This is a genomic window from Staphylococcus sp. GDH8C109P (assembly GCF_017893405.1).
Taxonomy (GTDB): Bacteria; Bacillota; Bacilli; order Staphylococcales; family Staphylococcaceae; genus Staphylococcus; species Staphylococcus cohnii.
In genome coordinates, this window is the sequence record NZ_JAESMX010000014.1 from 310,698 (window position 1) to 336,234 (window position 25,537).

Sequence of the window (25,537 nt, forward strand, 5' to 3'; positions counted from 1 at the left end):
ATATGTTTTCAATGGAAAATGAAGCAATGCTTATAGAGGATAGAGAAGACTTAATAGGTATTTTGCGTATGAGATTTGGCTCAATTTCTGGTGAAATGATAGAGAAAATCTATAATATTAACGACAATAATACAATTGAACGACTCATCTTAGTTGCTGCAAATGCACCAACATTTGAAATTTTTATTGAAGAACTAAAAGAGGGTAACGGAGCATTTAAAATTACAGGTGAAAGATTTAATCCGATTTCTAAGAGTGATGGGGAGATGTCTTGATGGATAAAAAGCATAATAAATTACTACATAAACTTAAACATTTAAAACGTGGAAATTTAATAAACAATAATTGGACTGAAGAAAGTCCTAGACCTCGCGATTGGGAAAGTATTTATCGAAATCGTTGGCAACATGATAAAGTAGTACGTTCGACACACGGTGTTAATTGTACTGGATCTTGTAGTTGGAAAATTTACGTGAAAGACGGTATTGTCACTCAAGAAACACAACAAATTGATTACCCTTCTACAGGAGACGATTTTCCACAATATGAACCTCGTGGTTGTCCTAGGGGAGCAAGCTATTCATGGTATACATATAGTCCAACTAGAGTTAAATATCCATATATTCGTAAAGACTTATATGAATTATGGGAAAACGAACTTGAAGAAGTACAAAACCCAGTTCAAGCTTGGGAAAATATTGTCAGTGATAAGAAAAAAAAGCAGAAATATATTAAAGCACGCGGAAAAGGCGGTTTTATAAGAGGAAATTGGAAGAGTATTTGTCAAATGATAGCTGCTTCATCTATTTATACTATAAAAAAATATGGTCCAGATCGTATTGCTGGATTTTCACCTATTCCAGCTATGTCAATGATAAGTTACGCAGGAGGGACTCGATTTTTATCTTTAATTGGTGGAACAATTATTAGTTTTTATGACTGGTATGCTGATTTACCTCCTGCTTCTCCTCAAGTGTGGGGCGATCAAACTGATGTTCCAGAAAGTGCAGATTGGTATAATTCTAAATATTTCATCATATGGGGGACAAATTTACCACAAACAAGAACGCCTGACGCACATTTTATGGTTGAATCTCGCTATGCAGGTACTAAAGTTGTTGGTGTTAGTCCTGATTACGCTGAATATGAAAAATTTGCTGATATGTGGTTACCAGCAAAAGAAGGCACAGATGGTGCGCTTGCTATGGCAATGACACATGTTATTTTGAAAGAATTCTATGTTGATAGAGAAGTACCTTATTTTACTCAATATGTAAAACAATACACAGATTTGCCATTTCTTGTTCAATTGAAAGATAAAAACGGTAGTCTGAGAGCTGACAATTTCTTGAGGGCTGCTGATTTATCCAATGAATATAGCTTAGGAGATTGGAAAACAGTAGTGTGGGATGAAAATATACAAAAACCTGTTGTTCCAATTGGTAGTGCAGGTCACCATTGGGATGGAAAACAAAATTGGAATTTAGAATTAGAAGATGAATCAGGGAATGCAATTAATCCTATGCTTAGTTTTATAGATATATCTGACAACATAGATTCAGTTGATTTCCCACATTTTGCAACAAAAGATAATTCATCAATAACGCATAAAGTACCAACTAAAGTAATTAAAGATAAGAATGGTAATGATATTTTAGTGACTACGGTGTATGATTTGATGATGGCTCATACAAGTGTAGACCGAGGTTTAGATGAAAATACACATGTTACTTATGATGATTCTACTGTACCTTATACACCAGCATGGCAAGAAGGAATTACTGGTGTAAAAAAAGAACATGTGATTCAAGTAGCTCGTGAGTTTGCACAAACTGCTGAACTTACCAAAGGTAAGGCTATGATAGCGATGGGTGGAGGTACAAACCATTGGTATCATAGTGATCAAATTTATAGAGCAATACTTAATATTATTATGCTGTGTGGTACAGAAGGTGTTAATGGAGGTGGTTGGGCTCATTATGTTGGTCAAGAAAAAGTAAGACCTTCGGAAGGATTTGCTCAAGTCGCCTTCGCCAATGATTGGAAAGGTACACCTAGACATATGAATGGTACTTCGTATTTTTACTTTGCAACAGATCAATTCAGATATGAATCTGATGAAGATCAAGATAATTTTGATTGGGGTGGAAAATTTAGTAATATGCACCCTGCAGATTTTAATGCGTTATCTGTGAGATTAGGGTGGTTACCTGGATATCCACAACTGACTGAGAATAGCTTAGATGTAATTAGTGATGCAAGAAAACGAAATCTTGATGATGCTGAAGCTATTAATGATATCGCTAAACAACTAGCAGAAGGTGAATTAAATTGGGCTATAGAAAACCCAGATGATGAACGCACCTTCCCTAAAGTGTTTTTTAATTGGCGTTCAAATTTACTTGGAGATAGTGGTAAAGGGCACGAATACTTTGTGAAGCACATGATTGGCGGAGATGATTCAATCTTAACGGATACAAAAAATTCGTGGCAACCAAAAAATATTAACTTAAATGATACCCCAGCAGAGGGTAAAGTTGATTTATTAATAAGTATGGATTTCCGTATGACAAGCTCAGGGTTATTTTCTGATATTGTATTACCTGCAGCTACTTGGTATGAGAAAAATGACTTAAGTTCAACGGATATGCATCCATTTGTTCATCCATTTAACCAAGCTATTACACCACCTTGGGAAACGAAGAGTGATTGGGATGCTTTTAGAGAGATTGCAAGAACATTTTCAGAATTAGCTAAAGATTATTTACCTAAGAGTGAAGATTTAGTTATGCAACCACTTGGACATGATACTAAGTCAGAATTGGCACAGCCATATGGAAAAGTTAAAGACTGGAGAAAAGGTGAAGTGGAAGCTATTCCAGGACAAACGATGCCAAATTTTGCGATTGTAGAAAGAGATTATCCAAACCTTTATGATATGTGGTCAACAATAGGCCCAAATTTAAAAAAAGGATACGGTACCAAAGGTGTAAAAATACCGGGTCAACCGGTGTATGATGAACTGCTCAAAAGACTTGGAAAAGCGGATAGGGAAAATATAGGTAAAGGCCACCCTGATATGAGAACAGCAAAACAAGCTTGTAATGCGATTCTACTTATGTCAGGTGCTACAAATGGTAAACGCGCTGTAGAAGGTTGGAAGTCATTAAAAGAAACGACAGGCAAAGATTTTGAATTTGTTTCAAAAGGTCGTGAAGAAGAAGATTTAACATTAGATGATATTACTGTACAACCACGTCAAACAATTTCAACACCTGTATGGACTGGTTTAGAAAATGATGGCAGACGTTATTCACCATTCACATCTAATGTAGAATTTAAACTACCATGGCATACTCTAACAGGTAGACAAAGTTTTTATTTAGACCATGAAGTCATGCTTGATTACGGTGAAGGATTACCGTTATATATCCCGCCACTATATTCAGGTCCTTATTTAAAAAATGAAAAAGGAATAACAGATACAGGTAAATCAATAAAGCTACGTTATTTGACGCCACATCAAAAATGGGGTATTCATACAATGTTTACTGATACTGATCAAATGACACAATTGTTCCGTGGATGGCAAACAGTGTGGTTAAACGAAGATGATGCGAATTCAATAGGGATATATGATAATGATTGGATTGAATTGTATAATCGTAATGGAGCTGTTGTTGCAAGAGCTGTTACAACATATAGAATTCCTCAAGGTGTTGCTTATATGCATCATGCTCAGGATAGAGTAATGGGCGTTCCAGGTAATACAATTAATAAAAAACGTGGTGGGACACATAATAGTGTTACACGCATACATCCAAAAGGAACACATATGATAGGCGGTTATGCACAATTAAGTTATGGCTTTAATTATTACGGCCCAACAGGGAATCAACGTGATACAATTTCGATTGTTAGACCACTTAAGGAGGTTGACTGGCTTGAAGATTAAATCACAAGTAGCAATGGTTATGCATTTAGATAAATGTATAGGTTGTCATACATGTAGTGTAACTTGTAAAAACACGTGGACAAATCGCCCAGGGACAGAGTATATGTATTTCAATAATGTAGAAACTCGTCCAGGTCCTGGTTACCCTAAACGATGGGAAGACAGAGATCGATTTAAAGGCGGTTGGGAAATGAAGAACGGGCGATTAAAACTAAAAGCAGGCGGTCCTATTCAAAAACTTGCTAATATATTCTATAACCCGGACATGGCTACAATAGAAGATTATTTTGAACCATGGACGCATGACTTTGCTCGTCTTCATTTTGCGCCTAGAACTAAAAACTTACCTGTAGCACGGCCAAAGTCAAAAATTACTGGTAAGTTTATGGATAAGCCTGAATGGGGACCAAATTGGGACGATGATTTAGCGGGTGGAAGTGAAATTGTACCTATGGATCCAAACATAGATAAAATGAAACAAGAGCATGTTGCTATGGAATATGAGAAAACTTTTATGATGTATTTACCAAGAATTTGCGAACATTGTTTAAATCCATCTTGCGTAGCTTCATGTCCTTCAGGTGCATTATATAAACGTGATGAAGATGGTGTAGTTTTAGTTGATCAGGAAGAATGTAGAGGATGGCGTTTTTGTATGAGCGGTTGCCCCTATCATAAAGTCTATTACAATTGGAATTCACATAAAGCAGAAAAATGTAATTTCTGTTATCCGAGAACGGAAGCAGGGCTGCCTACTATATGTTCAGAAACGTGTGTAGGACGTATTAGATATATTGGTGTAGTGCTATATGATGCAGATAAAGTGAAAGAAGCAGCTTCAGTTGAAGATCCACAAGATTTATATCAAGCACAACTAGATTGTTTTTGTGACCCCTTTGATGAAGAAGTCATTGCAAAAGCAAAAGAAGAAGGTATTACTGATGCTTGGATTGAAGCTGCCCAGCAATCACCAGTTTATAAAATGGCTATAAAATGGAAAATTGCTTTACCGTTGCATCCAGAATATAGAACGATGCCAATGGTTTGGTACGTTCCACCATTAAGCCCAATTATGAGTCATATTACAAATGAAAATCAATTGAGTGCAGATGGTTATATTCCAGCAGTTGATGATATGCGTATACCGCTTGAATATTTAGCTTCTATTCTTTCGGCGGGGGATACAGAAGTTATACGACAAACTTTACTAAAAACAGCAGCAATGCGCGTTCATATGCGTTCAAAAAATGTTGGTGGTATAAGTGAAGTAGAGCATAGCAAATTGTTAAAAGAGTCTGGATTGACTGTTGATGAACTAGAAGATATGGCAGATTTACTCGGGGTAGCGAAATATGAAAAACGATTTGTTATTCCTACAGGACGTCGAGAAAATAAAGAAGAAAATTATTATGAACAAGGGGCTTGTAGTTTAGAAGATTTAGCGCCTCCAGAAGGATTACATCCAGCTATGATGAGAATGAAATATGGAAGCGAGGCTAGAAAATGATAAGCGAAGAACAGCAAGTTATTTTGTTTATCGCGGCATATCTTCTCGATTATCCTGAAAAAAATAGACTGAGTGAATATAGAGAATTGAAAGATTTATATAAAAATGACGTTGATTCACAAGATGCAAAAAATTTAATGAATTTAGTATTTAATGATTTAGAAAGCTATTCTTTAAAAGACATCCAACAATTATATGTAAGTACTTTTGATTGGCAAGAAGATACAGGGCTTTATTTAACAGCTCATGAGTATGGTGATGATTCTATGAGAGGTGGCGGATTAATTCAAATCCAAGTTATTATTAGTCAAGCTGGATTGGAACGAGACGAAAAACAACTTGCTGATTATCTACCATCTTTATATGAACTTTTAGCCGTATCTACTGATGAGAAGATTCACAACAAACTTATGAAACGTTTAGGAAAGGCTACATGGCAAGTTAATCAATCACTAGATAAAAAGAATCCTTATAAAAATATTTTAAATTTACTTACTGATTTTGTGTTTGATAAACCTACAACTGAAGAAATGGAAGAAATCAAAAAAGAAGATCCTGACACTGAAAATATGCCTTATCCAATAATGTATGAATAAGGAATTTTGTTTTATCATCCCAATTAATATGGAGGAAATTCTATGACAAATATTATATGGTGGATAATCTTCCCCTACATTACGCTTACCATAATGATTTTGGGTGTTTTATACAGATATGCATTTCGACAATTGAGTTGGACAGCTCCTTCTACCGAATTTTTTGAGAGAAAAAAACTAAAATTTGGGTCTTTATTATTTCATTGGGGTATTGTCTTTGCCTTTGTTGGTCATGTGATGGGAATGATTATACCTATGGAATTTTATGAACTTATAGGTATTACGGATCATATGTATCATTTTGGAGCTATTGTTGCCGGTGGTTTCGCAGGACTGATGATTGTAGTAGGTGATATTATTTTATTATATAGAAAAATAACAAACGAAAGAATTCGCGCTCATACGTCTTTTGGTAATTATTTCTCATTGATAATGGTTTTAGTAGTTGCAGCAATAGGTGCTTATATGACAATTATATATAATACTACTGTCATTGCATATGAATATAGAGCTACAATAGGTCCATGGTTTAGAAGTTTATTTATTTTCCAACCTAAATATAATTTAATGGGGGAAGCTCCTTTAATCTTTAGATTACATGTGATTTCAGCATTTTTATTGTTTGCTTCTATTCCATTTACAAATTTGATACACATATTCAGTTTTCCTATAAAATACTTAAAACGTGTACCTCAACAGTATAGAGCTAGAAACCAATACCAAAGCAGAAAAAAGAATTTATAAAATATTAAAAATAGGGAAAGTTATTCGATATTTTTTACATTTAAAATTTGACTTAATTGCGTTATAAGTATTCATTTGTGTAATTCAAATTAAAGGTTATCTATTTTAGAAATATCAACAAAATACAAATGGGTGAAGGTGATAGCATGTATAAGACAAATGGTAGTTTTCAACTTGGTTTGCAAACTTTAAGTTTAGTAGTGGGATTTATGGCATGGAGTATTATATCTCCACTTATGCCTTATATATCACAAGATATAAAAATTTCTGAAACACAATTATCTGTAATTGTAGCCATACCTGTTATACTTGGTTCAATATTAAGAGTACCGTTTGGATACCTGACCAATCTTATTGGTGCTAAATGGGTATTTTTCTGGAGTTTTGTTATTTTACTTTTCCCGATTTATTTATTAGGACAAGCACAATCGTCAAGTGTATTAATGATCTCTGGATTTTTTTTAGGTGTTGGAGGTGCTGTTTTCTCGGTTGGTGTTACCTCTGTGCCGAAATATTTCGACAAAAATAAGATAGGTCTAGCAAATGGTATTTATGGAATAGGTAACATTGGAACTGCTATATCTGCATTTTTGGCTCCACCAATGGCTGGTGTATTTGGTTGGCAAATCACTGTACGTTTTTATTTAATTATAATTGCTTTGTTTGCCATTTTGATGTTTTTCCTTGGTGATGGCAAAGAGAAAAGAGTAAAAGTTTCAATAAAACAGATATTTGGACTTGCCGCTAACTATAAAACATATTATTTAAGCTTTTGGTATTTTATTACTTTTGGTTCGTTTGTAGCATTTGGTTTATTTTTACCTAATTACTTAGTCAATCATTTTGGTATAGATAAAGTAGACGCAGGTATTCGCACAGGCATTTTTATTGCATTAGCAACATTTCTAAGACCTATAGGTGGTGTTATTGGTGATAAAATAAATGCTGTAAAATCATTAATGGTGGACTTTGTATTTTTAATTGTTGGTTCTGTCATATTAGGTGTCTCAAGTCACATTGCATTATTTACAATAGGGTGTCTGCTAATTAGTTTTTGCGCAGGTATTGGTAATGGGCTAATATTTAAATTAGTACCAACATACTTTCAAAATGCAGCAGGATCAGCAAATGGTGTCGTATCGATGATGGGAGGATTAGGAGGATTTTTCCCTCCACTAGTAATTACATATACTTCATCTTTGACAGGTTCAAGTCACCTAGCATTTATTTTATTAGCTATATTTGGTGTTATTGCTTTTATTACAATGACTCATTTATATAAAAAAGAATATAATATATAATTTAATGAAATTAAAGCTAAAAGCTTTACTGTGCGAAGTCTTAGCTTTAAAAATATTTAGAAAAGTATCAGCTTTAAAAGGTTGATACTTTTTATTATGTTTCTTTTCAATTGATAAATTAATGAATAAGAGCTTTATTTAAACTTTACAAAAACCTCATCATTAAACGATAAGCAGAACCCTATAATAAATAAAGCTAAAAGTTGAGTTGTACAATATTTATTACTTTAAATGAGATAGTATTTCAATATTGCTATTTGAATAAATTTATATAACCTATATAATGAGGATGAATAATTAGAAGAAAGGTGAATTTAATGAAAAAGTTAAGGTATAATAATTTAAATAATAAAACTAGATTAAATCATCAATTTAAATTTTCTAGTGTGGCCCTCATTATTAGCACTTCTTTAATGGGATATAGTGTGACTTCAACACCATCAGTAGAAGCAAAAGATAAGGCTGATTTAAATATTGAGACACATTCGAATAGTGAAAATACGCTAGAAAAACGCATTCAAGAAGGTAAAGAGAAAATTGATAAACTAAAAAACATTAAAGATAGTCAGAAAGATGCTTCTATTAATGAAATTATAAAAGCTAAAAGTACAGAAGAAGTTGAAGCAATATTGAAGAAAGCAAAAAAGGTTGATAATAAAATCATTGAACAGAATAAAGTGCAGAGTCATTTAATTGAAAATGACAAAAAGGAAGTATCTGAAGATAAGGAAAGTGTAAAAAGTGAGTTAGATGGTCAAAAAAATATAGCCTCTTCTGTCAAAGAAAAGTCTAACCATATTGAAGAACAAGATAGTAATGAATTGTTCGATCAAGAAGGTCTGCAAGATAATACGTTTGATGCTAATTTAAATCAAAGAGATACAAAGCAAGATACAGCTCATTTGTTTGATGATAGTGTTAATTTTTCCAATTTAGTTGATATGGGTAAACTAAATGAAGAAAGTAAAGATATAGCAGATATGAATGATAGTGAAGAAAATAAAAATACGGCTTCAGAAAAAGACGAAGGCGCTGTTAAAGAAAACAACCAAGACGGTTTAGCATTTAAAGATACATCTAATACTAAGAGTAATCAAATGCAACAATCAGACAAAATTAAAAAAGACATCGATAAAGTTACGACAAACCATTCAAAAGTAAAAGATAATTTAGATTATTATGTCGAAAATAAAGAAAATAATTTAAAGATATTGGATTCAAAGCTTTCTGAACGAGACTCAATATCTGCTAAAAACAAAGAAAAATTGAAAAAGGAAATAGAAAAAACGCAACAAAGTCTAAAAAAACAAAATGACGTTGTATTAAATCATTTACAATCTGTAAATAATAAAGAACAAGCTGTAAAAGATATTGTTAGTGGTACTTTTGATGAAAAGAGTGCACAATCTATTTTAGAACGTATAGATACAAAAGGTAAAACAGATCAACAAATCGCGAGTCAAGTTGTTAGTGAGTTAGATAACTTATCTACTACTACGAGTGATGATATTTTAAAATCTATGTTTGATAAAACAACTGATAAGCAAGAACTTATTAAAACAATTCTATTAACTAAATTTGATCATATAGATACATCAAAAATCGTTGATGAAATAATGCATAAAAATCCTAGTAACGAACAAATTGTAGCTTTAATCAAACATCATTTTGGGCACAATGTTACAAGTGATGATATTTTAGAAAATATATTGGACCAATCTCATGATAAACGTAAAGCTTTAGAAACAATGCTAGCTACGAAATTAAATGATGCTAAAGCTAAAGCGCTTGCTGACGTTATTGCCAAAAAAGAAGATTCTAAGCATAACTTATTAAATCTAATGAAATCGGGAATTAATAATGAGTTGAATGATCTATTAAAGGCTGATAAAGACATAAGTAAATTTAAAGATGATATGCATGGTTTGTTTGAACCATTAAAATATACGCCAAGTTTATCTAATAAATTTGATGGGAGTTTGTTAGACAGAGCTGAACAGATGCGAAAATTAAGTGGAAATTCAAAATTACTTGGTACACCAAGTCTATTTGACGATTTATTCAATAGAAACAGTATATTAGATGGAATTAAGGATATATCTAATCCTTCGCCTGGTCGTGCTTTATCTCTAGGTGATTCCTCGGGTAGCTTTTTAAGTGGTTTATTTGACAATAATGGTGATTTTTCTTTACCTGATACAGGAACAGTAGTAAAAAAATCAACGATTCCATTAGGGATTCTACTTTTCATTATAGGTGGTGGATTAATATGGTTCACCAAACGAAATAAATAGAAAAATTGTAAATATTAACTCATACTGTATTTTAGTATGAGTTAATTCATATAGTATATTTAAAATGCTCCATTCAAAGTGAACACTAGTAAGTGGGACTTTGAATGGAGCATTTGTATTTTGAATGAATAAAAGCTAAATTAAACACTTTAATAAATAAAATAAAGGGAATATTTAAACATACTAGTTATTACCTGTAATGTAACTCAATTCAGTTGCAGCATCTGCATCAATTGTTCTGTAAGAAACGATACCAAGTCCTTTAATGTTTGATTCTGATATAACGATAGAACCATCATCGTTAACTTTTTCTACAAAAGCTACATGACCGTAAATCTGGTCTGCCCCTTGTTGACCTGCCTCAAATACAACGGCAGTGTGTGCTTTTGGTGTTGAAGAAACAGCATAATCTTTTCTTTCTGCTCGATTATTCCAGTTTCGTGCGTCGCCTAAATCACCACTCACATATTTCTCGAACTGTGCCATGCGATTATAAACATACCATGTACATTGCCCATGAGGATAAGGAGAGTCATTTGTTGTTTCTGAAAATGGTTTGAAAGCTGAATCATAATCATCGTTGTTCGCTTTGTATTTATCTAAATCAGGCATATTTTTATTATCAAATTGTGTTAAGTCATAGTGGTTGATAATACTATTTAATTTGTCCGCGTATTGTGAATCAGTCGCGTATGTGGTAGCCAAATGCATTGTTGCTGAACGGTAACTATAAGCTTCACTTTTCCATGTTGGTTTATAAATGTCCTGATTACCATCGATGCCGTGTTTGATTAAATTGGCATAATCTTCCAATGATTCTTTTTTGCTTGGATAGCTACGGAAGTTTGCTGAAATTTGAAACGTATGGCTGCCATTATCTTCAAGTGTATTAAATGTAGCCGACTGACCTTCATAAGCTCCTTTTATTCCAAATAAATTGAAATGTGGTGAACTAGCAAGATTGCTAGTTCCTGAGTCAGATTCTAATATGGCTTGTGCAATCATAACAGATGCATAAATATCTTCATCTTGACCTATGTCGTGAGCGTCTTGTGCAATTGATTTAATAAAACCTCGTGTGTTTTTATTTTCAGTAATTGTTATATCGTTAGAATTTTTACTATCATCCGATAAATTTGGCAATTGTTGGAAAATTGCAGTAGATCTGATGTTTGATTGGTTTATGTCGTTTTCAAATGATTGAGCTGGCTTTTCTTTTTTAGCTAATTGTGATTCAGAAGGTAATTGAGGGTTAGCATTTGTATTAGATGCCTGTTTCTCAGAATTATTTTCCTTACTTTTACTATTTCCATTTGATAAATCATCTTTTTTAGCATCATATTGTTTTTTATTATTTTTAGCATTTTCACTATACTCGTCTAAAATTGCATCTAATACTTTATCGTCAGATTTTGTATCTGATTTATCAGCATTTTCGTTATCACTGTTGGCATTATCGTTTTCAGTAGCAGGTGTGTCATTATCTTTGTTGTCTAGATCATCAGCATCATTATTTGCTTCTTCATAAGATCGATCTTGTTGGGAAGATCGTTTTGACTCACCATCATCTTTTTTTTGATTTTTATCAATTGGAAGTTTGTTTGATTCAGACTTATTATCTATATCATCATTCTTTGACTTCTCAGATGACTGTACATCATCAATGTCACCTTGTAGTGAACCCTTATCACTATTTTTTTCTAAATTGTTAGTATTTGATTCGTCACTATCATCCGAATTTGTCGTATTTGGATTTATTTGATCTATAGATGTATCATCATTTTTACTCTCATTCTTCTCGTTTTGTACATTGTTATTCTCTATAGTAGAAGTTTGTTTCATTTTATTATTAGAGAACAGTTGATTTAATAATTCAGATAGCCCATCATTGTCACTCTTAAAAGGTTCTGGCTTGAAAACATTCAAACTATCATAAGACGATGAATCATTAAATGAATTTTCAAATGAACTCGGTATTTTTTCGTTGGATGATTCATTATCAGAAGTTTTATGTCTTTTATTATTAATATCTTTTGTAGTCCTTTCATCTTTTGTACTATTTTCCTTTTCATCACTAGACTTATTCTTTTCATCATTTCCATTTTTTGATAAATGCGATTGCTTAGCTTGCTCCTCATCTTTTTCCTTATACACGTCATTTGATTCAGAAGTTGTGGCACTTTTTTCTAAAGATTCGGCACTAACATCGTTGATAGAAAATGATGGAATAAGTAAAGAAGTTGAAAGCAAACAGACTAATAATTTTTGTTGCTTCATGAAAATACCTCTTTTCTAAAATATATTACTTTACTATGTACAAACTATGGTTTGTCTTGGTACACTGTAAACAGACTTAGATATAGTTGATGTGTATCAACTAAAAAATGGAAAAATTCGTTAATGCATTCATTATATCAACTTATATGAAATTAACAAATAGTAATTTTAAATTTATGTAAGAAAAATCAATAGATACAGTTTTAGAGGTGTATAAATGAAGAACGCAATAAAATTATTTATAATGGATTTGAAAAAGATTGCTAAGACGCCTGCTGTTTTAGTGATTTTAGGAGGTTTAGCACTTCTTCCTTCTTTTTATGCTTGGTTTAACTTAGAAGCGACATGGGATCCATATGGTAATACTAAAAATATTAAAGTAGCTGTTGTAAATGAGGATAAGGGAGATACAGTTAAAGATAAAAGTGTGAACGTGGGCAATAAAATTACCAATAAACTAAAGAAAGACGATAACTTTGATTGGCAATTTGTAAGTCGAAAAAAAGCCGATCATGATTTGAAGATGGGCGATTATTACGCGGCCATTTACATACCAGAGAAGTTTACGCACCAAATTACCGGCACACTTCGAAAAAACCCACAGCAAGCAGACGTAGAATACAAAGTGAATCAAAAACTTAATGCGATTGCGCCTAAAATGACAAATGCAGGGACGAGTGCCATTGTTCAAAAAGCAAATGAACAATTTAATGAGACAGTAACAAAAGCATTATTAGATGAAGCAAATCGACTTGGCGTGAAACTTGAGGAAGAAATTCCAACCATAAATAAAATTGAAGATGCAGTATCTAAAGCTAATGATTCTATACCTAAAATTAATGATTTTGCTGATAAAATAATATATTTAGATGAAAATCAGGATGAGATTGACAATTATGCTGATGAATTTAGAGCGTTAGGAAATCATAAAGGTGAAGTTATAGATGCTGCAGATAAATTAAACCAAGTTAATGCGGCCATTCCGACATTAAATGAGCGAGCTAAATTGATATTGGCATTAAATGACTACATGCCAAATATTGAAAATGCCTTGAATGTTGCATCTAATGATGTACCAGAAGCTTTTCCAAAAATTAATCGTGGTGTAGACCTTGCAAGCGCAGGGGTTGACGCAGGGTTACAAGGCCTGAATGAAGCGCAAGGATATTTACCTGCAGTGCAACAGCGTGTCGAAGGCTATCAAGAAGTCGTTGATAATGCACAAGAAGCAAATCAAAATGCTAATAATCGATTACAAGAAAATGTTGAAACTGAGCAGCAAAGTTCTAAAGGGTCAGATAGTTATTCAAATATTAAAACTTCGCAAATAAGTAATGGTAATAGCGACAATGCTGGGAATAATCAAAATGGAACAGCAATAAGTAGTGAAGATGTAAGCGCAATGGAATCTTCACTATCAAAATCATTATTATCTTTATCCAATTATACCGACAAACAAGCGGAAAGTAGTCAAGAAGATATTAATGCGCTAAAAAATGTCACTTACGGTATTATATCTACAGATAAGCCAAAAGATTTCAAAGAAACTTTAGATAATATTAAATCTAGACTTGAAGTAACAAGTAAGTCCAATCAAAAGTTTATAGATATATTATCAGAGCTTGAAGATAGAGAAAAGGTAGATCTTTCTGATGAGATTAAGGAATTAGAATCAGCAAATAATAGAATTAATAATTTAATTAAGACACAAAATCAACTTAGTGAAGCACTTTCGAATGGAAGTTCTGGTAAAGAAGAAGCAGTAGAATTACTTAAAGAAATTCCACGCGTGAATAGTAGCTTAGATGATTTAAGAAACTATATTAAGTCAGAACTAAACCAAAAATTATTAGATGTATCTAATGATGTGATGTCATTATTAGATGACGGCGATATAAAACTATCAACTGTTCAATCGAAATTAAACACAATTGATCAAGTTATAAATTCAGGAGAAAGTATTTTAACTACTGGTAAGGATAGAATTGAGACGATTCAAAGTGCACTACCAGTCATTGAGCAAAGATATATGGATGCAATGTCTATTGCTCAAAATTATTATCCACAATTTAAACAAAGTGTTTCTAACGCAGCATCATTTATTGAAAATGACTTGCCAGGTTTAGAACAACAGTTATCTGATACAACAGCAACTGTGAACAATACAATACCAACACTGTTTAATCGCTATGATAATTTGGTAGATATTTTAGATACAAATCAACCACGTGCAAAAGAAAGCTTGCACAATTTGGCAGATTTTGCCCGTAATCAATTACCAGATGTTGAAAAAGATCTGGCTAAAGCGAACAAACTATTTGATGAGATTGAAGACGACGATGCAGTGGATAAAATGGTAGACCTATTGAAAAATGATTTGAAAAAACAAGCTAATGTAATCGCAAATCCAATTAATATAGATCAAAAAGATATATTTCCTGTGAAAGACTACGGTTCAGCAAGCACACCATTTTACACAGCATTAGCAATATGGGTAGGAGCTTTATTACTAGTAAGTTTATTAACGACAGATAATAAACATAAAACATTAGAGCCACATCTAACGACAAGAGAAATTTATCTAGGAAAGAGTGGGTTGTTCTACACGTTGGGTATTATCCAAGCACTCATCGTATCAATTGGAGATATAGTGATACTGAAAGCGCAAGTTGAATCTGTTGTATGGTTTATTGCTATATCAGTATTCTCATCACTTGTATTTATTTCAATTGTATATACTTTAGTGTCATTGTTAGGAAATCCAGGGAAAGCAATTGCAATCATCTTCCTTGTACTACAAATAGCAGGTGGTGGTGGAACCTTCCCAATCCAAGTTACACCAGAGTTCTTCCAAGTCATTCACCCTTATTTACCTTTCTCCTATTCAATAGATGCTTTAAGAGAAGCAGTTGGAGGACCTGTACCTGAAATTTTAACTAAAAAATTAGTGGTACTTTCATTATTTGGTATAGGATTTTTATTAATTGGTGTTATCTTTAAACCAATTACTGATCCACTGATGAGAAAAGCAACTGAAAAAGCTGAAGAAAGTGATGTAATGGAATAAAGTTATTATGCTTATAATAAGTAATATTTAATTTTTAAAAAATAAATGATGGTTGAAAAATGATAGTTTAGTAAGGAAGGTTAATATGGAGGATAAAGAGGGAAACTTAGAAATATTAATTAACCAATTCTATGATGCTACAGCGAATATTAATAAAGCAATTACTAACATGGTTAAAGAATTGGAACCAGGTCGTTACTTATCTTATGAACAAATAGAAACAATGTATTTTATTCAGCATAATGAAAAAGTATCGATTAACGACTTAGCAAATAAGCAACGTACTTATAAGACAGCTGCATCAAAACGTGTTAAGAAGTTAGAATACAAAGGTTATGTGCAACGAGTTTATTCTAATGATAAACGTACTAAATTAGTGAGTTTGACGCATAATGGAGAACGCTTATTAAAAGAAATAAAAAACAACTTAACAAAAGAAATAAAATTACTTTTATTAAGCTGTTTTGTTAGAGAAGATTTTGAAAAATTTATGTATCAGCTCATGAATTTTGAAAAGACATTTTTAAAAAAGTACTACTAGAGTAAGTTAATTTCACTAAATTAAAGTATCCGCTGTAACTTAGATATTTAAAAAAATAAAAATTTAACGTTTATTAATCGTAATCATATTAGTAAGAACATTGAGTCATTTATTATAAGAAACCAACCGCTACATATTTGTATTATACATGTAGATTGCTATCAGTTAATTCATTCATCCTAAAATTACTGTTCATATTGCTAAAAGATTATTGTAGTTACTATCCCAATATATAAAAATCATAAAATTTGTTTAGCCGGTTTCATATTGAAACCGGCTATTTATTAACCAAAAACCGCATCATAAATCGATAAGCAGAGCCCTATAATAAATAAAACAAGAAATTAAGTTGTACTTAACTTAGAAGTGGATGTGAAGACTATTAAACTTTTTTAGGTAAGCTTTAACCTGTAAATATCTTTTTAGAAAAAGGTGAAGATTTATTAGATTATCAACATATTAAAGCACAAATAAAAAGTAGGGACTTACAGATAAACAATAAACTTACGAAAGATCCACAAGTTGCTTTTATTCATAATGCACGTAAGTTTCTAGGAGATAAATTTATTAGAATTGCAAAGCCACATAAATTACTAAGTAATAATAAAATAATTGCTGTTAAACTTCCTTAATCAAGCAATGCCTATCCTTCATCGCCATTGCTTGTGTAATCTGTTCTAGTCTATCCATCCATCGCCCACTAATTCTATTCTAGCTTATCCACCCGACGCAATTTTCTGACTCATTCTAGCTTTGCCTATCCACCTATCGTCCTTTATCTACGCACTCCACCTTTAAAATCTACAACTTCCTTATGCTTATTCATTCACTAACCCTCCATACTCTTCTCATCGTTCTTTTAATTCACACCCTCCTTTTCCTTCGTCACTCGGTCATGGCAGTTTGTAATTCTTGTTCAATTAAGTAGATATGTGTACTGATCAAATTCCGTTGTTCGTTCAAGAATTCTAGGTGTGCGCGTAAAACGCTTGGGACATCTATTTTGTTTTGATAAAGCATGTCTGTGTTTTTTCGGATTTCTTTTAATGGCATATTCAAATTGCTTAGGCACTGGATAAATTTAATCATTTCGATATCGTCGTCTGTGTATAAACGCTTGTTATTTCTATCTCTGTCGATGTGTTTCAAGATATTCTTTTTCTCGTAATAACGCAGTTTGCTTTTAGGTATATTGCAATAATCTGAGACATATTCAATGTAATATTGTTTCATGTAAGCATATCCTTTCTCTTAAACCAAGGTTTAACTGATATTGTACTCTATATAAACATGAATGAGGAGGAAATACAATGAAAAAAGCTTTAATTGTTGTAACAAACATTGCGAAATACGATAATTTAGACAGACCTACGGGTGCGTGGTTCTCAGAGGTTACACACTTTGCGAAAGATTTCTATGACGCAGGTTATGATGTTGATTTCGTAAGTCCGAACGGTGGATATGTGCCTCTTGATCCTATCAGTCTTAACCCTGAAATGATGGGAGCTGAGGACTGGGAATACTACACGGATCATGATTATATGAATAAATTTGGACAAACATTATCTCCAAAAGAGGTTAATCCTAGCGACTATCAAGCCATTTACTTTGCAGGTGGACATGGTGCGATTTGGGATTTTAGAAATAACAAAGAACTTAACGACATTGCGTTAAGTATTTACAATAACCAAGGCATTCTCTCTTCTGTATGTCATGGTGCGGCTGGTCTACTCGATATTAAAGAAAATGGCGATTACCTGGTTCGTCATAAAGACGTGACTGGTTTTACAAATAGTGAAGAACAAGCAAATGGTACAACTGAATACATGCCATATTTATTAGAAGACGAATTTATTAGTAACGGTGCACATTTTAAAAAAGAGGATGACTGGAGCAATTTCGCAGTCGTAGATGGTCGCATTGTGACTGGTCAAAATCCTCAATCAGGACATGCTGTTGCTGAACATGCTTTAAAAATCTTAGCTAATCAATAATTTCATAAAGGAGCGATACACATGAAATCATTAATTATTGGCGCTCATGGTGGCGTCGGTCAACATCTTATACGTAAACTGAAAGCACGAGATGTTGATTTTACTGCCGGTGTTAGAAAAGAAGAACAAGTTGAATCTTTAAAAGCAGATGGTATCGATGCAACTTACATTGATGTCGCAAAACAATCTATTGATGAATTAATAGAATTATTTAAACCGTATGATCAAATCCTTTTTTCCGTCGGTTCTGGTGGAAGCACAGGTGACGATCAAACAATCATAGTAGATTTAGACGGTGCAGTGAAAGCAATTAAAGCAAGTGAACACGTCGGTCGTCAACACTTTGTTATGGTATCAACGTACGACTCACGTCGAGAAGCGTTTGATGCGTCAGGCGACTTGAAACCATATACCATTGCAAAACATTATGCGGATGACTACTTAAGACATGCAAATTTAAAATATACCATCGTACATCCAGGCACTTTAACAAACGAACATGAAACGCAACAATTCAATATGAGTGCGCAATTTGAAAATGTACAAAATCCGTCTATTACAAGAGAAGATGTAGCAGAAGTGCTTGTTTCTGTATTAACTGATGAAGCATTACAAGGTCACGAATTCCAAATCATCAACGGTGATTTGTCATTATCAGACGCTACGACTAAATATCTGGAGGAATAATAAATGAATAATCAACAAGTTGTACTTGCAAAACGACCACAAAGTATCCCTCAAGACGATGTATTTAGATTTGAAACAATAGAAACTCGAGAACCACATGCAGGTGAGGTTCAAGTAGAATCCATTTATGTATCTGTAGATCCTTACATGAGAGGCAGAATGAATGATACAAAAAGTTATGTTCAACCTTTCCAAGTGAATGAGCCATTACAAGGTCATATTGTTGGAAAAGTCACACAATCGAACGATGAACGTCTATCTGTCGGCGATTATGTCACAGGCGTATTACCATGGAAAAAGATAAATACAGTGAATGGAGACGATGTGACCCCTGTGCCATCAAAAGATGTACCATTACATTTATATTTGAGTGTTTTAGGCATGCCGGGAATGACGGCCTATACAGGATTGCTTCAAATTGGTCAACCACAATCTGGCGAGACGGTTGTCGTGTCAGCTGCATCAGGTGCAGTAGGCTCTGTCGTAGGACAAATTGCTAAGATTAAAGGCGCAAAAGTTGTCGGTATTGCTGGTGGTAAGCAGAAAACAACATATTTAACAGATGAATTAGGATTTGATGCGGCCGTTGACTATAAACAAGATGATTTCGCACAGCAACTCGAAGCGGCTGTACCAGATGGTATTGATGTGTATTTTGAAAATGTAGGCGGCGCAATTTCTGATAAAGTGTTTAAATACTTAAATCGATTTGCACGCGTTCCGGTATGTGGTGCAATTTCAGCATATAATAATGAAAAAGACGATATTGGACCACGTATCCAAGGAACGTTGATTAAAAATCAAGCATTGATGCAAGGTTTTGTAGTAGCACAATTCGCTGATCATTTTAAAGAAGCAAGCGAACAACTCGCACAATGGGTGTCTGAAGGTAAAATTAAATTTGAAGTGACGATAGATGAAGGTTTTGACAATTTACCTTCTGCATTTAGAAAGTTATTCACAGGAGAGAATTTTGGTAAACAAGTTGTCAAAGTCGCTGAAGAATAGCAGAAGACTATGAAAAATATCATCGTAAGATTCATATTTAGTTTACTGTTTTATAAAAGTGGTGTTGCACACTTTAAAAATAAAGATATGTTTTTAAAAATCGTGCCGTCCTATTTACCTTTCAAACACGCAATAGTTAAGTATTCGGGCATATTAGAATTTATAATTGCTTTTTATGTACTCAGTGATAAAAATAGATCACGCGTAAGAAAAGTAGTACAAGGATTCCTTTGGCTCGTATTTCCTGCAAATATTTACGCTGCACGTAAGAACATCTCTTACAAAGATGAAAGAGATGAAACAGATAGTGTTAAGCAGCATGTCATTCGTTTACCATTACAATTTGTCATGGTCGCACTTGCGAAACTATTATAAGACTTATCATAGCCACGCCTGGAACATTACTTTTTGTTCCAGGCGATTTTTTAATATTTACACTTAAAATCGACGTATATCAAATGATTCTCTTGACAACGCTTATGGGCTCTTTGTTTAAATAAGCTCATATCAGACATTTACTTTTCAATTTTTCTATAGTGATAAGCTTCTAAATTAAGAAAAGCATAAGTTAATTTGCGTGTATGAGTGTAAGAAGAAATAAAAAAATGTATTTTATCATGTGATGCTATCGCAACATTGTAACATTAATGTAATAACGTGACCTGTAAGACAAATATGAGGGAGGGTTTTTATGAAAAAAGTTTCTAACTTTATTTTAGCTAGTAGTTTAGTTTTGTGCTTTTTCGTAACGCCCGAATTATTTAATATCACTCAAGCACATGCGCAAGAATCTGTGAAACCTTATTATAGTTACAGTGGTTATACAGCAAATCAAAGTAATTTTATTCTAGATAAGAATTTTAAAACATCTCAAAAAGCTGATAACTTCAAGATTAATAATCACAAGATTACTAAAAATGCATTAGCTAAAAATAATAAAGATTTACACGATCCAACATATTACGAGGTTTCTAATCATAAAACGAATAATGAATTGTTTCCATTATTACATTTATTTAGGTTTTGAAAAACCTTTTTCGAAAAATTGTTCATTTCAGTTTTAAATTTTTTGTGAAGTGGAAATAGGTAAGTGAGTGTAGAAATTGATGACAATCGAATGGGAGCTTTTTCAGGAGGTAAATTAATGAAAATAAACTTAAATTGGGAAAATATTTTTCAAGAATATCAAGATATATTGAATTCTGGTTTAAATCCAGAATGGTTATATAGCGCTAAAGCAAATATGATACTAATTCTAGCTTATACAGGAAAGGGGAAAGAGTTTTTTTATACTAGTGACATCATTAAAGCAAGTAAGATTATCCCCTTTTTTAGATAATTGTGATGATTCGTAGACTTAATTCATAATTCTTGCTAATAAAGACTGAAAAGCTTTAAGAAGGGTACAATATTAAGTAAGAGACTTGGAGCTCTTGTCAATTAAGATAATGAGCAAGTGAGCTCGTTAAGTTAAAGATGAGCTGAGGTAAAGTTTACCTGCCCATCTTTTTCTATTTGGAGGCTAAATATATGAAAAAAATATTATTAACAGGCGCTTCGGGATATATCGGTAGTCACTTAATGAATAAATTAAAAGATAACTATGAAATTATAGCTATTTCTAGAAATATAGAAAATAAATCAAATGAACACAATGTTACTTGGAAGGCAGCTGACTTGTTTGATTTAAATGAAATCACTGAGGTAATGGAGGATATTGATATCGCTATATATCTTGTCCATTCTATGATGCCTTCAGCTAAGTTGACGCAGGCGAGCTTTGAAGATATGGATGCATTATTAGCTGATAATTTTGCTAAAGCCGCTAGTTATAACAAAGTTCAGCATATTGTATTTATGAGTGGTTTGATACCTAATACAAGTGAATTATCACCACATTTAAGAAGCCGTTTAGAGTGCGAACAGATTTTAGGATCATATGGTGTACCAGTAAGTACTTTAAGAGCGGGTTTGATTATAGGCTCTAAAGGAAGTTCTTACCCTATATTAAAAAAATTAGTGGATAGATTACCTGGCCTGTTACTGCCAAAATGGGCTTATAATACAACATTGCCAGTTGCAATAGACGACGTGATTGACGGTTTATATAAAATTGTAGAGCGTAATCCAAATGAGAACGAATCGATAGATATTGGTGGACCTAGTCATATGACTTATAAAGATCTATTCAAGCAAACTGCAGAGGTACTAGATAAACGATTACCTACGATAGATTTGCCTATTATTCCCATTTGGCTAAGTAAATATTGGGTGAAACTTATTTCAGGTGTCCCAAAAGAAATGGTTTATCCACTAATGGATAGCTTAATTCATGATATGATTAGAAATGATGAAAATATTGTGAAAGACATTTCTATAGGCAAGATTGATTATAAGGAAAGTGTGCGTAATGCCTTGGAAGAAGAAACTAAGACACAAAAGAAAGGGAAGTCATCACGTAAGGGCGATATTAAAGATGTTAGAGCAATATCAAGGGTAGTCTTACCTAAAGATGTAAATATGATTCAATTGGCAGAATCATATGCAAATTTTTTAAATAGAATTACATTAAATGTCGTTAATAGTGATTTTAACGAAGATAACTTTACGATTAGTGTTCCGTGTTTAAATAAGGACTTACTATTATTAAGTAAAGATTTTAAAGCTTCTAATAATGAGAGAATTTTATACCGAATTGTTGGTGGAGATTTCGCTTTAGATTCAGATGGTGGTAATGCGAGATTAGAGTTTAGAAGATTACCTAATAGTGACGCATGTATCATAGCGTTACAAGAATATGAACCGACGTTACCTTGGTGGGTATATAAGTATACCCAAGCAAAAGTTCATAAAAGTGTAATGAATCTTTTTAAATTCAAGATTAATAGCCAAAAAAATAATAAAGGAGAATACTTTAATATGAAGAAGTTTATTTTGCCAATTGTTATTACAGGTGCAATTGTTTTGAAAGTATATGGATTGAAAAAGTATTTAGCTAGAAAAAATAACATGTCCAATGCCGAATTGTAACGGCTAAAATAAAGGCTAGTTACTTTTACAAAAAAGAGGGGATCAACTATGAAAGCAAACGAGATAATTAAAACAATTATAAAAGTTATAACACCAATTACAGGTGGTAAATTTATAGGGAAATTTGCAGTGAAAAACGCGAGAAAAGATTATAAAAATAATGTTAAACCACCTTTTTCACCACCCGGCTATGTCTTTCCAATTGTGTGGCCAATACTTTATACAACGATGGGCGTAGCTTATGCATTAGTGACTAATAAATCTAATAGTAAGGCTTTGAAAGGTGCTTATTACTCACAATTAAGCCTGAATTATCTATGGTCGATATTATACTTCAAATATAAATTACGCTTTAGTGCGTTGATAGAGAGTGTTGTATTACTGGGCGCAGTAGTTACAACAACTGTAAAATTTTTCAATGTAAAAAAAGTTGCTGGCATTTTACTAGTTCCATATATGCTTTGGAGCGCTTTTGCTACTTATTTAACAGCTGGTAATTGGTATTTAAATAAAGATAACCCAAGCTATACAGCGAAATCTGAGCATTAAATTGATGAAAAAGATTATATATATTGCGCTATATTGGTTTATAGTTCAAATGATTATTGCTCAACTTGGTACTCGTATTAGTTATAAGTTCTTAGAAAAAGATAATAAGTATTTTCGAAGTTGGAATATTGAACAAGAGGGTCAATTATGGCAACAATTAGTTAAAGTGCAATATTGGAAAGATTATTTGCCAGACGGTCAAAATCTTAACCCTAATATCAATAGTAAAGCGACTTTCGATTTATCTAAAAATATGAATGATATACAGCGATTTATATTAGAAACTAGACGTGCAGAGGTGGTTCATCTGCTATCCATATTTCCTGTTATTGCGTTTTTTAAAGCGTCAAAAAGCGTTAAAATAATTAATTTTATATATGTCATTATAGCTAATGTGCCTTGTATGATTGTTCAGCGCTATAATCGCCCTAAGTTAATACGTATTTATAATAAATTACAAAAAAGAAAAGGTGATTAAATGGGAAATAAGAAAGTGGTTGTCATAGGAGGTGGCTTGGGAGGGATTGCCAGTGCAATTTGTATGGCTCAAGCAGGCTATCAAGTGGATTTATATGAACAAAATAAGCATATCGGTGGAAAGGTAAATAGGTTAGACATAGATGACTATGGATTTGATTTCGGTCCATCAATTTTAACCATGCCTAAAGTATTTCAACGCCTATTTCAACGATGTGATGAAAGGCTAGAAGATTATGTTAGCATTCGTAAGTTAAGTTTACAGATTAGAAACGTTTATCCAGATGGCCAAATTTTAGATTTATATGAATCCATGGAAGATATGTTAACAAATAATGAATCGTTAACAAATAAGGATATAGAGCAACTTTCTTCGTTTTTTAGTTACGCACAAAAGATACATCAAGTGGCTGAAAAAAGCTACTTTGATAAGGGGTTAGATACGATGTATGCAATCATTCGTTATCATGGTCCATTTTCAGCTTTAAAACAATTCGACTATTTTCACACAATGCAACAAGCCATTAATAAAAGGGTGGATAACCCTTATTTAAGAGAAATGCTAGGTTATTTCATAAAATATGTCGGCTCCTCATCTTATGATGCTCCGGCTGTATTGAGTTTATTGCCTCAAATGCAACATGAGGAAGGTTTGTGGTACGTAGATGGTGGCATTCATAAGTTAGCGGAAGCGATGGAACAATTAGCGAGAAAATTAGGTGTGGGCATACATTTTAACACCCCTGTAAAACGTATCAATTATAATAGTCAAAATAAGGTGACAGGGATAACAATAGAAAGTAATATGGAAATATATGCAGATTACATTATATCTAATATGGAAGTAATCCCTGTTTATAAGTATTTATTGAATTTTGATGCAAACCAAATAAACAAATTGGAACGTAAATTTGAGCCAGCTAGTTCAGGTTATGTCATGCATCTTGGTGTGGACAAAAGTTATCCAGAGCTTCAACATCATAACTTTTTCTTTTCAAGTAATTCTAAAGTTAATTATGATCAAGTTTTTCACCAGTATGTTTTGCCTGAAGATCCGACTATTTATGTAGTGAATACAAATAAAACAGATAAGACACAGGCGCCAGAGGGACACGAGAATATAAAAATATTGCCACACATACCGTACATTCAGAGTAAGTCATTTAGTGAAGCAGAATATCTGCAATTCCAAGAACGTATATTGGATAAATTAGAGTCCATGGGCTTGAAAGATTTGAGAAAGCACATTGTATATGAAGACGTATGGACACCACATGATATAGAAAATACATACAATTCTAATAAAGGAGCTATATATGGCGTAGTATCCAATAAGAAGAAAAATAAAGGTTTTAAATTTCCTAAAAAAAGTCAGTACTTCAAAAATTTGTACTTTGTAGGTGGTTCTGTAAATCCTGGCGCTGGTATGCCTATGGTTACTTTGAGTGGTATGCAAGTAGCAGAAGCTATTATTAATGGAGAAAGTAGTTGAGGCTGAATGATACTTTAT

20 protein-coding genes and 1 pseudogene are annotated in these 25,537 nt (G+C 32.9%); 19 read left to right on the forward strand and 2 right to left on the reverse strand.

Features of this window, described 5'->3' with window-relative positions:
- Nucleotides 1-2: 2 nt before the first annotated feature.
- From KA867_RS08245 to KA867_RS08275, 7 genes are all read left to right on the forward strand, one after another.
- On the forward strand, nt 3-275 hold the full coding sequence (locus KA867_RS08245) for a hypothetical protein (RefSeq protein WP_096808007.1): 273 nt from the start codon (nt 3-5) through the stop codon (nt 273-275).
- Nucleotides 275-3,955: a nitrate reductase subunit alpha gene (locus tag KA867_RS08250; protein ID WP_181187306.1), complete on the forward strand. Its 3,681-nt coding sequence runs from the start codon at nt 275-277 to the stop codon at nt 3,953-3,955. The genes KA867_RS08245 and KA867_RS08250 overlap by 1 nt, the downstream gene beginning before the upstream one ends.
- On the forward strand, nt 3,945-5,462 hold the full coding sequence (narH, locus tag KA867_RS08255; RefSeq protein WP_181187305.1) for a nitrate reductase subunit beta: 1,518 nt from the start codon (nt 3,945-3,947) through the stop codon (nt 5,460-5,462). Before KA867_RS08250 ends, narH begins: the two co-directional genes overlap by 11 nt.
- Nucleotides 5,459-6,058 carry a nitrate reductase molybdenum cofactor assembly chaperone gene (narJ, locus tag KA867_RS08260; RefSeq protein ID WP_210137665.1) on the forward strand — a complete coding sequence of 200 codons (600 nt, stop codon included), beginning with the start codon at nt 5,459-5,461 and terminating at the stop codon, nt 6,056-6,058. The genes narH and narJ overlap by 4 nt, the downstream gene beginning before the upstream one ends.
- Before the next feature lie 42 nt (nt 6,059-6,100).
- The gene (narI, locus tag KA867_RS08265) at nt 6,101-6,802 is read left to right on the forward strand and encodes a respiratory nitrate reductase subunit gamma (RefSeq protein ID WP_115347134.1); all 702 of its coding nucleotides are present in this window, start codon (nt 6,101-6,103) and stop codon (nt 6,800-6,802) included.
- A 146-nt stretch (nt 6,803-6,948) separates the two neighbouring features.
- Entirely contained in the window at nt 6,949-8,103 is a 1,155-nt protein-coding gene (locus KA867_RS08270) for a nitrate/nitrite transporter (protein ID WP_210137666.1), read from the forward strand.
- A 317-nt stretch (nt 8,104-8,420) separates the two neighbouring features.
- Nucleotides 8,421-10,397 carry a GA module-containing protein gene (locus KA867_RS08275; RefSeq protein ID WP_107386113.1) on the forward strand — a complete coding sequence of 659 codons (1,977 nt, stop codon included), beginning with the start codon at nt 8,421-8,423 and terminating at the stop codon, nt 10,395-10,397.
- 183 nt (nt 10,398-10,580) lie between these two features.
- Here KA867_RS08275 and KA867_RS08280 read toward each other — a convergent pair whose 3' ends face one another.
- Complete coding sequence (locus KA867_RS08280) at nt 10,581-12,674, reverse strand: amidase domain-containing protein (RefSeq protein WP_210137667.1); 2,094 nt, start codon at nt 12,672-12,674, stop codon at nt 10,581-10,583.
- A 217-nt stretch (nt 12,675-12,891) separates the two neighbouring features.
- On the opposite strand from KA867_RS08280, the gene KA867_RS08285 reads away from it, so the two are divergent.
- Together KA867_RS08285 and KA867_RS08290 are read left to right on the forward strand one after the other, a co-directional pair.
- Nucleotides 12,892-15,741 carry a YhgE/Pip domain-containing protein gene (locus tag KA867_RS08285; protein ID WP_107386111.1) on the forward strand — a complete coding sequence of 950 codons (2,850 nt, stop codon included), beginning with the start codon at nt 12,892-12,894 and terminating at the stop codon, nt 15,739-15,741.
- Nucleotides 15,742-15,826: 85 nt separating this feature from the next.
- Complete coding sequence (locus KA867_RS08290) at nt 15,827-16,282, forward strand: MarR family winged helix-turn-helix transcriptional regulator (protein WP_107383505.1); 456 nt, start codon at nt 15,827-15,829, stop codon at nt 16,280-16,282.
- A gap of 885 nt (nt 16,283-17,167) precedes the next feature.
- Here KA867_RS08290 and KA867_RS08295 read toward each other — a convergent pair.
- On the reverse strand, nt 17,168-17,515 hold the full coding sequence (locus tag KA867_RS08295) for a helix-turn-helix domain-containing protein (protein WP_021339344.1): 348 nt from the start codon (nt 17,513-17,515) through the stop codon (nt 17,168-17,170).
- 77 nt (nt 17,516-17,592) lie between these two features.
- On the opposite strand from KA867_RS08295, the gene KA867_RS08300 reads away from it, so the two are divergent.
- From KA867_RS08300 to KA867_RS08345, 10 genes and pseudogenes are all read left to right on the forward strand, one after another.
- Nucleotides 17,593-18,276 carry a type 1 glutamine amidotransferase domain-containing protein gene (locus KA867_RS08300; RefSeq protein WP_002511752.1) on the forward strand — a complete coding sequence of 228 codons (684 nt, stop codon included), beginning with the start codon at nt 17,593-17,595 and terminating at the stop codon, nt 18,274-18,276.
- 21 nt (nt 18,277-18,297) lie between these two features.
- Complete coding sequence (locus KA867_RS08305) at nt 18,298-18,963, forward strand: SDR family oxidoreductase (RefSeq protein WP_204170924.1); 666 nt, start codon at nt 18,298-18,300, stop codon at nt 18,961-18,963.
- A 3-nt stretch (nt 18,964-18,966) separates the two neighbouring features.
- A complete protein-coding gene (locus KA867_RS08310; RefSeq protein ID WP_204170922.1) occupies nt 18,967-19,971 on the forward strand; it encodes an NADP-dependent oxidoreductase in 1,005 nt (334 codons plus the stop codon).
- A 9-nt stretch (nt 19,972-19,980) separates the two neighbouring features.
- Nucleotides 19,981-20,346: a DoxX family protein gene (locus tag KA867_RS08315; RefSeq protein ID WP_204170920.1), complete on the forward strand. Its 366-nt coding sequence runs from the start codon at nt 19,981-19,983 to the stop codon at nt 20,344-20,346.
- A 316-nt stretch (nt 20,347-20,662) separates the two neighbouring features.
- Nucleotides 20,663-20,977: pseudogene (gene isaB / locus KA867_RS08320) on the forward strand (immunodominant staphylococcal antigen IsaB family protein); the annotation flags it as partial.
- 138 nt (nt 20,978-21,115) lie between these two features.
- Nucleotides 21,116-21,310, forward strand: a complete 195-nt coding sequence (locus KA867_RS08325; protein WP_204170938.1) for a hypothetical protein — start codon at nt 21,116-21,118, stop codon at nt 21,308-21,310.
- 191 nt (nt 21,311-21,501) lie between these two features.
- On the forward strand, nt 21,502-23,001 hold the full coding sequence (locus tag KA867_RS08330; RefSeq protein ID WP_204170918.1) for an NAD-dependent epimerase/dehydratase family protein: 1,500 nt from the start codon (nt 21,502-21,504) through the stop codon (nt 22,999-23,001).
- Between the two features lie 48 nt (nt 23,002-23,049).
- Nucleotides 23,050-23,550, forward strand: coding sequence for a TspO/MBR family protein (locus KA867_RS08335; protein WP_204170916.1), 501 nt, complete (start codon nt 23,050-23,052; stop codon nt 23,548-23,550).
- Nucleotides 23,551-23,554: 4 nt separating this feature from the next.
- Nucleotides 23,555-24,028, forward strand: a complete 474-nt coding sequence (locus KA867_RS08340) for a glycosyl-4,4'-diaponeurosporenoate acyltransferase CrtO family protein (RefSeq protein WP_204170936.1) — start codon at nt 23,555-23,557, stop codon at nt 24,026-24,028.
- Complete coding sequence (locus KA867_RS08345) at nt 24,029-25,519, forward strand: phytoene desaturase family protein (RefSeq protein WP_210137668.1); 1,491 nt, start codon at nt 24,029-24,031, stop codon at nt 25,517-25,519. It abuts the gene before it with no gap.
- Nucleotides 25,520-25,537: the final 18 nt, after the last annotated feature.

What these genes read in the sequence shown, in the direction of transcription:
- KA867_RS08245 (WP_096808007.1), top strand. Translation starts at nt 3, where the DNA reads ATGTTTTCAATGGAAAATGAAGCAATGCTTATAGAGGATAGAGAAGAC.
- KA867_RS08250 (WP_181187306.1), top strand. Translation starts at nt 275, where the DNA reads ATGGATAAAAAGCATAATAAATTACTACATAAACTTAAACATTTAAAA.
- narJ (WP_210137665.1), top strand. Translation starts at nt 5,459, where the DNA reads ATGATAAGCGAAGAACAGCAAGTTATTTTGTTTATCGCGGCATATCTT.
- narI (WP_115347134.1), top strand. Translation starts at nt 6,101, where the DNA reads ATGACAAATATTATATGGTGGATAATCTTCCCCTACATTACGCTTACC.
- KA867_RS08270 (WP_210137666.1), top strand. Translation starts at nt 6,949, where the DNA reads ATGTATAAGACAAATGGTAGTTTTCAACTTGGTTTGCAAACTTTAAGT.
- KA867_RS08275 (WP_107386113.1), top strand. Translation starts at nt 8,421, where the DNA reads ATGAAAAAGTTAAGGTATAATAATTTAAATAATAAAACTAGATTAAAT.
- KA867_RS08280 (WP_210137667.1), bottom strand. Translation starts at nt 12,674, where the DNA reads ATGAAGCAACAAAAATTATTAGTCTGTTTGCTTTCAACTTCTTTACTT.
- KA867_RS08285 (WP_107386111.1), top strand. Translation starts at nt 12,892, where the DNA reads ATGAAGAACGCAATAAAATTATTTATAATGGATTTGAAAAAGATTGCT.
- KA867_RS08290 (WP_107383505.1), top strand. Translation starts at nt 15,827, where the DNA reads ATGGAGGATAAAGAGGGAAACTTAGAAATATTAATTAACCAATTCTAT.
- KA867_RS08295 (WP_021339344.1), bottom strand. Translation starts at nt 17,515, where the DNA reads ATGAAACAATATTACATTGAATATGTCTCAGATTATTGCAATATACCT.
- KA867_RS08300 (WP_002511752.1), top strand. Translation starts at nt 17,593, where the DNA reads ATGAAAAAAGCTTTAATTGTTGTAACAAACATTGCGAAATACGATAAT.
- KA867_RS08305 (WP_204170924.1), top strand. Translation starts at nt 18,298, where the DNA reads ATGAAATCATTAATTATTGGCGCTCATGGTGGCGTCGGTCAACATCTT.
- KA867_RS08310 (WP_204170922.1), top strand. Translation starts at nt 18,967, where the DNA reads ATGAATAATCAACAAGTTGTACTTGCAAAACGACCACAAAGTATCCCT.
- KA867_RS08315 (WP_204170920.1), top strand. Translation starts at nt 19,981, where the DNA reads ATGAAAAATATCATCGTAAGATTCATATTTAGTTTACTGTTTTATAAA.
- KA867_RS08325 (WP_204170938.1), top strand. Translation starts at nt 21,116, where the DNA reads ATGAAAATAAACTTAAATTGGGAAAATATTTTTCAAGAATATCAAGAT.
- KA867_RS08330 (WP_204170918.1), top strand. Translation starts at nt 21,502, where the DNA reads ATGAAAAAAATATTATTAACAGGCGCTTCGGGATATATCGGTAGTCAC.
- KA867_RS08335 (WP_204170916.1), top strand. Translation starts at nt 23,050, where the DNA reads ATGAAAGCAAACGAGATAATTAAAACAATTATAAAAGTTATAACACCA.
- KA867_RS08340 (WP_204170936.1), top strand. Translation starts at nt 23,555, where the DNA reads ATGAAAAAGATTATATATATTGCGCTATATTGGTTTATAGTTCAAATG.
- KA867_RS08345 (WP_210137668.1), top strand. Translation starts at nt 24,029, where the DNA reads ATGGGAAATAAGAAAGTGGTTGTCATAGGAGGTGGCTTGGGAGGGATT.